General features: G+C 69.9%; 5 protein-coding genes. 1 reads left to right on the plus strand and 4 read right to left on the minus strand.

Features of this window, described 5'->3' with window-relative positions; translation table 11 throughout:
- Window positions 1–20: 20 nt before the first annotated feature.
- The 4 genes from WA805_RS22655 to WA805_RS22670 form a co-directional block, all read right to left on the minus strand.
- Window positions 21–947 (minus strand): Ppx/GppA phosphatase family protein, encoded by a 927-nt coding sequence (locus tag WA805_RS22655; RefSeq protein WP_422277291.1) that lies wholly within the window; start codon window positions 945–947, stop codon window positions 21–23.
- Window positions 948–949: 2 nt separating this feature from the next.
- A complete protein-coding gene (locus WA805_RS22660) occupies window positions 950–2,008 on the minus strand; it encodes an ABC transporter ATP-binding protein (protein WP_425243348.1) in 1,059 nt (352 codons plus the stop codon).
- The gene (locus WA805_RS22665) at window positions 2,005–3,543 is read right to left on the minus strand and encodes an ABC transporter permease (protein ID WP_425243350.1); all 1,539 of its coding nucleotides are present in this window, start codon (window positions 3,541–3,543) and stop codon (window positions 2,005–2,007) included. The genes WA805_RS22660 and WA805_RS22665 overlap by 4 nt, the downstream gene beginning before the upstream one ends.
- Before the next feature lie 92 nt (window positions 3,544–3,635).
- The gene (locus tag WA805_RS22670) at window positions 3,636–4,676 is read right to left on the minus strand and encodes an iron ABC transporter substrate-binding protein (RefSeq protein WP_422288535.1); all 1,041 of its coding nucleotides are present in this window, start codon (window positions 4,674–4,676) and stop codon (window positions 3,636–3,638) included.
- A 117-nt stretch (window positions 4,677–4,793) separates the two neighbouring features.
- On the opposite strand from WA805_RS22670, the gene WA805_RS22675 reads away from it, so the two are divergent.
- A partial coding sequence (locus tag WA805_RS22675) for an NAD(P)/FAD-dependent oxidoreductase (protein WP_425243351.1) occupies window positions 4,794–5,370 on the plus strand: 577 nt, incomplete at its 3' end.

Raw genomic sequence — 5,370 nt, forward strand, 5'->3', positions numbered from 1 at the left:
CATCAGTGTTCCTGCCGCTATTACGTCAGCGTGTCCAGGCGCTTGAGGATCACGCCCTCGCGGAGTGCCCAGGGGCAGATCTCCAGCTGCGGGATCTCCATCAGGTCCATCACGGCGTCCGCCACGACGGCGCCGGCCGGCAGCTGGGCCGCCCTGCCCTCGGAGACCCCGGGCAGCCGGGCGCGCTCGGCGCTGTCCACCGCCCCGAGCCGCCCCACCAGCACGCTGACGTCCGCGTGCTTGAGGAAGCGCTTCGCGTGGAAGCCCTCGTCCGAGGGCGCCGCGCCGGCGATCCGCGCCAGCTGCCTGAACGTCTTGGAGGTCCCGACCGCGTGGTCGACGTGACCGCCGCGGAGCAGGCTCCCAGCCTGCCTGGCGATCTCCGCCCTGACGTACTTCCGCATCGCGCGCAGCGCTTTCTGCGGCGGCGGGTCGGCGCTCAGCCAGTCCCTGGTCAGGCGCCCGGCGCCCAGAGGCAGCGAGATCGCCACTTCCGGCTCCTCGTCCTGTCCCGCGGCGAACTCAAGTGAGCCGCCGCCAATGTCGACCACCAGCAGCCGTCCTGACGACCAGCCGAACCAGCGGCGCGCGGCCAGGAACGTCAGCCTGGCCTCGTGCTCGCCGGACAGTACCCGGATGTGCGCCCCGGTTCGTTCCTGCACCCGGGAGAGCACGTCGTCACCGTTGTCCGCGTCACGGATCGCGGAGGTGGCGAAGGCGATGACGTCCTCGACACCTTTGTCCTCCGCGATCCGCAATGCCTCGGAGACCACCGTGGTGAGCTGCTTCTCGCCCGTGTGGGACAGCGTGTTGTCCGGGTCGAGGTGCTCGGCGAGCCGGAGGTCCACCTTATGCGAGAACGCCGGCAGCGGCGCCGCCCCCGGGTAGGCGTCGACAACAAGCAAGTGGACGGTGTTCGACCCGATGTCCAGCACTCCAAGCCGCATGGTCAGAAGCTACCTTCCGGCCACGCCGTGACCGGCCCGGTTGCTGTCAGGCACACCTCGTCCCCAGGAGCGGGCGCCCCGGCGCCGAGCATCCGCACCTGGAGAACGCCTGCGTCACCGACGTCGACAGCGATGAGCGCGTCATGACCGTGGTACCGCGCCTCGGTGACCTTGCCGGTGACCCCTTCGGCGGAAGGGGCGAGCGGCGCCAGCGCTATCTGCTCCGGCCTGATCAGCACCGTTACCTCCCCGCCCCCATCAGGTAGCTGCCCGCCGGCGCGCATTTCATGCCATCCCAGGGCGGTTCGGACACCCTGATTCTGGAGAATGCCGGGCAGCAGGTTCGCGGTGCCGAGAAAGCCGGCCGTCCATGGGTCGGCAGGGGCGGAGTAGACCTCCCGTGGCGGCCCAGCCTGGGTGATCACGCCGTTCCGCAGCACCGCCACGTAGTCGGCTACCGACAGCGCCTCGTCCTGGTCGTGCGTGACGAGCACCCCTGTCGTCCCGACGGCGCGCAGCGCACCGAGCACTTCGGCGCGGACCACGGCGCGCAGGCTCGCGTCCAGGGAAGCGAACGGCTCGTCGAGCAGCACCAGCCGCGGCCGGGGCGCGAGGGCGCGCGCGATCGCGACTCGCTGCTGCTGACCGCCGGACAGCTCATGCGGGTATCGCCCGCCGAGAGCGGACAGCCCGACGAGCTCTAGCAGCTCATCGACGAAAGGCCCGTGGCGCGCGGATCGCGGCAGCCCGAACGCCACGTTGCCGTGCACCGTCAGGTGCGGGAACAGCGCGCCGTCCTGCGGCACGAACCCGATGTGGCGGCGCTCCGGCGGGACCCGCCCGCGCGACTGCCCGCTGTCGACCACCTGTCCGCCGAGCTCGATCGTCCCCGCGTCGGCCGGCTCGAACCCGGCGATGACCCGCAGCAGCGTGGTCTTTCCCGCTCCGGACGCGCCGAGGATCGCCGCCAGCGAGCCGGGCGCCACCGCCAGCGATACGCCGCGAAGCACCGGCGTATCGGCGTAGGACTTGCAGACCCCTGAGACGGATAGCGCCGTCATAGGCGTCCTCCACGAGTAACTCTGCGGATAAGGCCGCGGACGACCGTGCCGCGTGCCGACGACCGGCTGGGGTCTAGCCACCGGGACAGGAAGACGCCAGGGACGACCGCGATGACCACGATAAGCGACGCGTACCGGCTCGCGGTCGCGTATGAGACCTGCGACTGGTAAGCCCAGAACGCGGTCGCGAGCGTCTGTACTCCGGTCGGCACGAGGAGCAGGGTGGCGGTCAGTTCCGTCACCGCGGACAGGAACACCAGGGCGACACTCGCCGCGATCCCTGGCGCGGCCAGCGGGATCGTGACCCGCAGCAGCGCCGACATCGGTGAGCAGCCCAGCGACCTGGCGGTGTCGAAGAACCGCCGCGGCAACTGGACAAGCGATGCCCGCAGGCTGATCAGGGCCATCGGGAAGAACATCACCGCGTAGGCGATCACGAGCAGCGTCGGGGACTGGTACAGCGGGTAGGCCAGCCGCACGGCGAAGAACACCAGGGAAAGCGCGATCACCAGTCCCGGCAGGCCCTGCACGAGATACCCGAGCCGTTCGAGCAGGCGGGACAGCCGCCCGGGGTGGCGCGCTGCCAGGTACGCGACGGGGAACGCCGCGACGGTCGCCAGCACCGCGGCCAGGAAGCTGTACAGCAGCGTGTACCCGGCCGCGCCGAGCAGCGGGATCGGCGCGACCCCCACCAAGTCCGACGGCTGGGTGAGCCAGTAGACCAGCGTGCTCACCGGCACACCGACGCCGAGGCCGACGAGGACAGCCATGAACAGCAGCGACGGCACCGCGCCCCAGCCGAGCCGGTACCGTCGCACGCCGCCGGCAGGCCGCCCGGCCCGCACGGCGACCGAGCGGGTCAGCATCATCTCCGTGCCGATCACCAGCAGGCTGAGCACGACGAGCACCAGGGACAGCGCGCTGGCCGCCGCCGGGTTGATGCCCAGGTTGAACTCGGTGAAGATCTCCGTGGTGAACGTCTGGAACCGCAGGATCTCGAAGGCACCGTACTCGGCGAGCAGGCCGAGCAGCACCATCAGGCAGCCACCGAGCAGGGCCGCCCTGATCTGCGGCAGCACCGCGCCCAGCAGCGCGCGGAACCGGCCGAGGCCAAGCGACCTGGCCACCTCGTACAGAGAGGTGTCAACCCGGCGCAGCGCCGCCGCCACCGGCAGGTAGATCAGCGGGTACAGCCCGAGAGTCATCACCAGGGACGCGCCGAACAGCCCGTGTACCGCCGGCGTCAGCGACAGCCAGGTGTACCCGATGACGAAGTCGGGGATCGCCAGCGGCAGCACCACCACCGCCCGCCAGAACCGGCGCAGCGGCAGGTTCGTGCGCTCGATCAGCCACGCCGAGCCGACGCCCACCACCGCCGAGCAGACAGTGACGATGACGCCGAGCTCGATCGTGTTCAGCAGCAGCGTCCACGTCAGGGTGCGGAAAATCAGCGGCCAGATCGTCCCCCAGCCCGCGTGCCCCGCCTGCCAGAGCAGGAACACCACGGGAAGCAGCACCATGACGGTGACCACCACGGCGAGCAGGAGGAGCCACCGGGGGTAACCCGGGCCCGTTCTGGATAGCCGGGAAACCGGACCACGGCGGACGGAAAGATCGGCGGCCACGGTCAGCCGAGCTGTGCCTGTTGCAGCAGTTGCAGCGCAGTCGAGCCGTCGCCGAGCTTGGCGATCGTGTCGGCGGGGTCGGGGTGCAGCGACGACAGCGGAGGCAGCTGGGAGTTAGCGGCAACGCCGGGCCGCAGCGGGTACTCGAAGCTGTCGGACTGCGCAATGATCCGCTGGCCCGGGGCGCTGATCAGGAACGCGAGGAACTTCTGCGCGGCGGCCTGGTGGGTGGACGACGCGAGGATTCCCGCGCCTGAGACGTTAAGGACGTAACCCGGGTCCCCTGGCGCGAAGTAGTGCAACGCCGAATGCATCGCCCCCGCGCCGAGCCCGGCGCGCAGCCGGTACCAGTAGTAGTGATTGATCAGCCCGATCTCCACCTGGCCGGAGTTCACCTCTGAAGTCAGCGTCTCGTTGTCCGGGTAAATGTGCGATCCGGCGTTTGCCTTCACTCCCTTTAGCCAGGCTAGCGCCGCCGCGGAACCGTGCGTGTCCGCGATCGACGTGATGATCGGCTGGAAGTCGGTTTCACCTGGAGCGATACCCAGCTTGCCGGCCCATTTTGGATTGGCCAGGTCCATTACGGACGTGGGGAGCTGGGACGGCTTGAGTGCGTTCGTGTTGTATACGAGCGCAGAGATCCGGGCGGTCACCCCCACCCAGTTCCCGGCGGGCGAGCTGTCGGCGGACGGCACCGCGGCAAGCGTGGCCTTGTCTACCGGCGCGAGCAGGTGCTGGCCGGCCAGCTTCATCAGCGCCGGGGAGTTCTCGGTGTAGAAGACGTCACCGGGTGACCGGGAGCCCTCCTGCATGATCTGCTCGGCGAGCTGATCCTCGTCACCGTTCCGCACCGTCACCTGAATCCCGGTCTGCTTCTCGAACGCGCTGACCAGTGCCTGCGTGGTCTGCTCGTGCTGCCCGTTGTACAGGACCAGCCTGTTAGCCGGGGCGTCACCACCGCTGCTCGCGCCGCACGCCGCCACGGACGCCGTCAGCATCCCGGCGGTAACGGCCATGCCGATCACTCGCCACGCCTTGCGCACCAGTCTTACCTCCTAGGGTTAGTTTTCTTAGGTTAGGCATACCTTACTAACTGTCGCAGGATAGCGGCTTAAAACCCCTTCACGGCAAGACCCTGGTCATGAGGTACCGTCGCCACCATGCGAAACGGCGAAGTCTCCTACTGGTGGCAGGCGCTCGGCGGCTTCCCGCCCCGGCGCGCGTCGCTGCCCGGACCGCTCGAGGCAGACGTCTGCATCGTGGGCGGCGGGTACACCGGCCTGTGGACGGCGTACTACCTCGCGGAGCGTCGCCCGGACGCGCGGATCGTGGTCCTCGAGGCGGCGTTCTCCGGGTACGGCGCCTCCGGCCGCAACGGCGGCTGGGTGACGTCGGAACTGCCCGGATCCCGCGCCATCTACGCCCGCGGACCCGGCGGGGCGTCCGGCGTCCGGGCGCTGGAGGCAGAGCTGCGGTCGACGGTCGACGAGGTCGGGCGGGTCTGCGAGGCGGAGTCGATCGACTGCGACTACGTCCGCGGCGGCCGGCTGACCGTGGCGACGTCGCCCACGCAACTGGCCAGGCTCAGGGCCGGCCTCGCGCATCTTCGCGAGTGGGGAGACGGGGACGACGTGTACACGTTCCTGTCCCGCTACGAGACCAGCGAGCGGATCAACGTCGCGGGCGCGCTCGGCGGGCTGTACGCGCCGGCCAGCGCCCGGGTGCAGCCGGCCGCGC

This window comes from Trebonia sp. (assembly GCF_049794275.1).
Taxonomy (GTDB): Bacteria; Actinomycetota; Actinomycetes; order Streptosporangiales; family Streptosporangiaceae; genus Trebonia.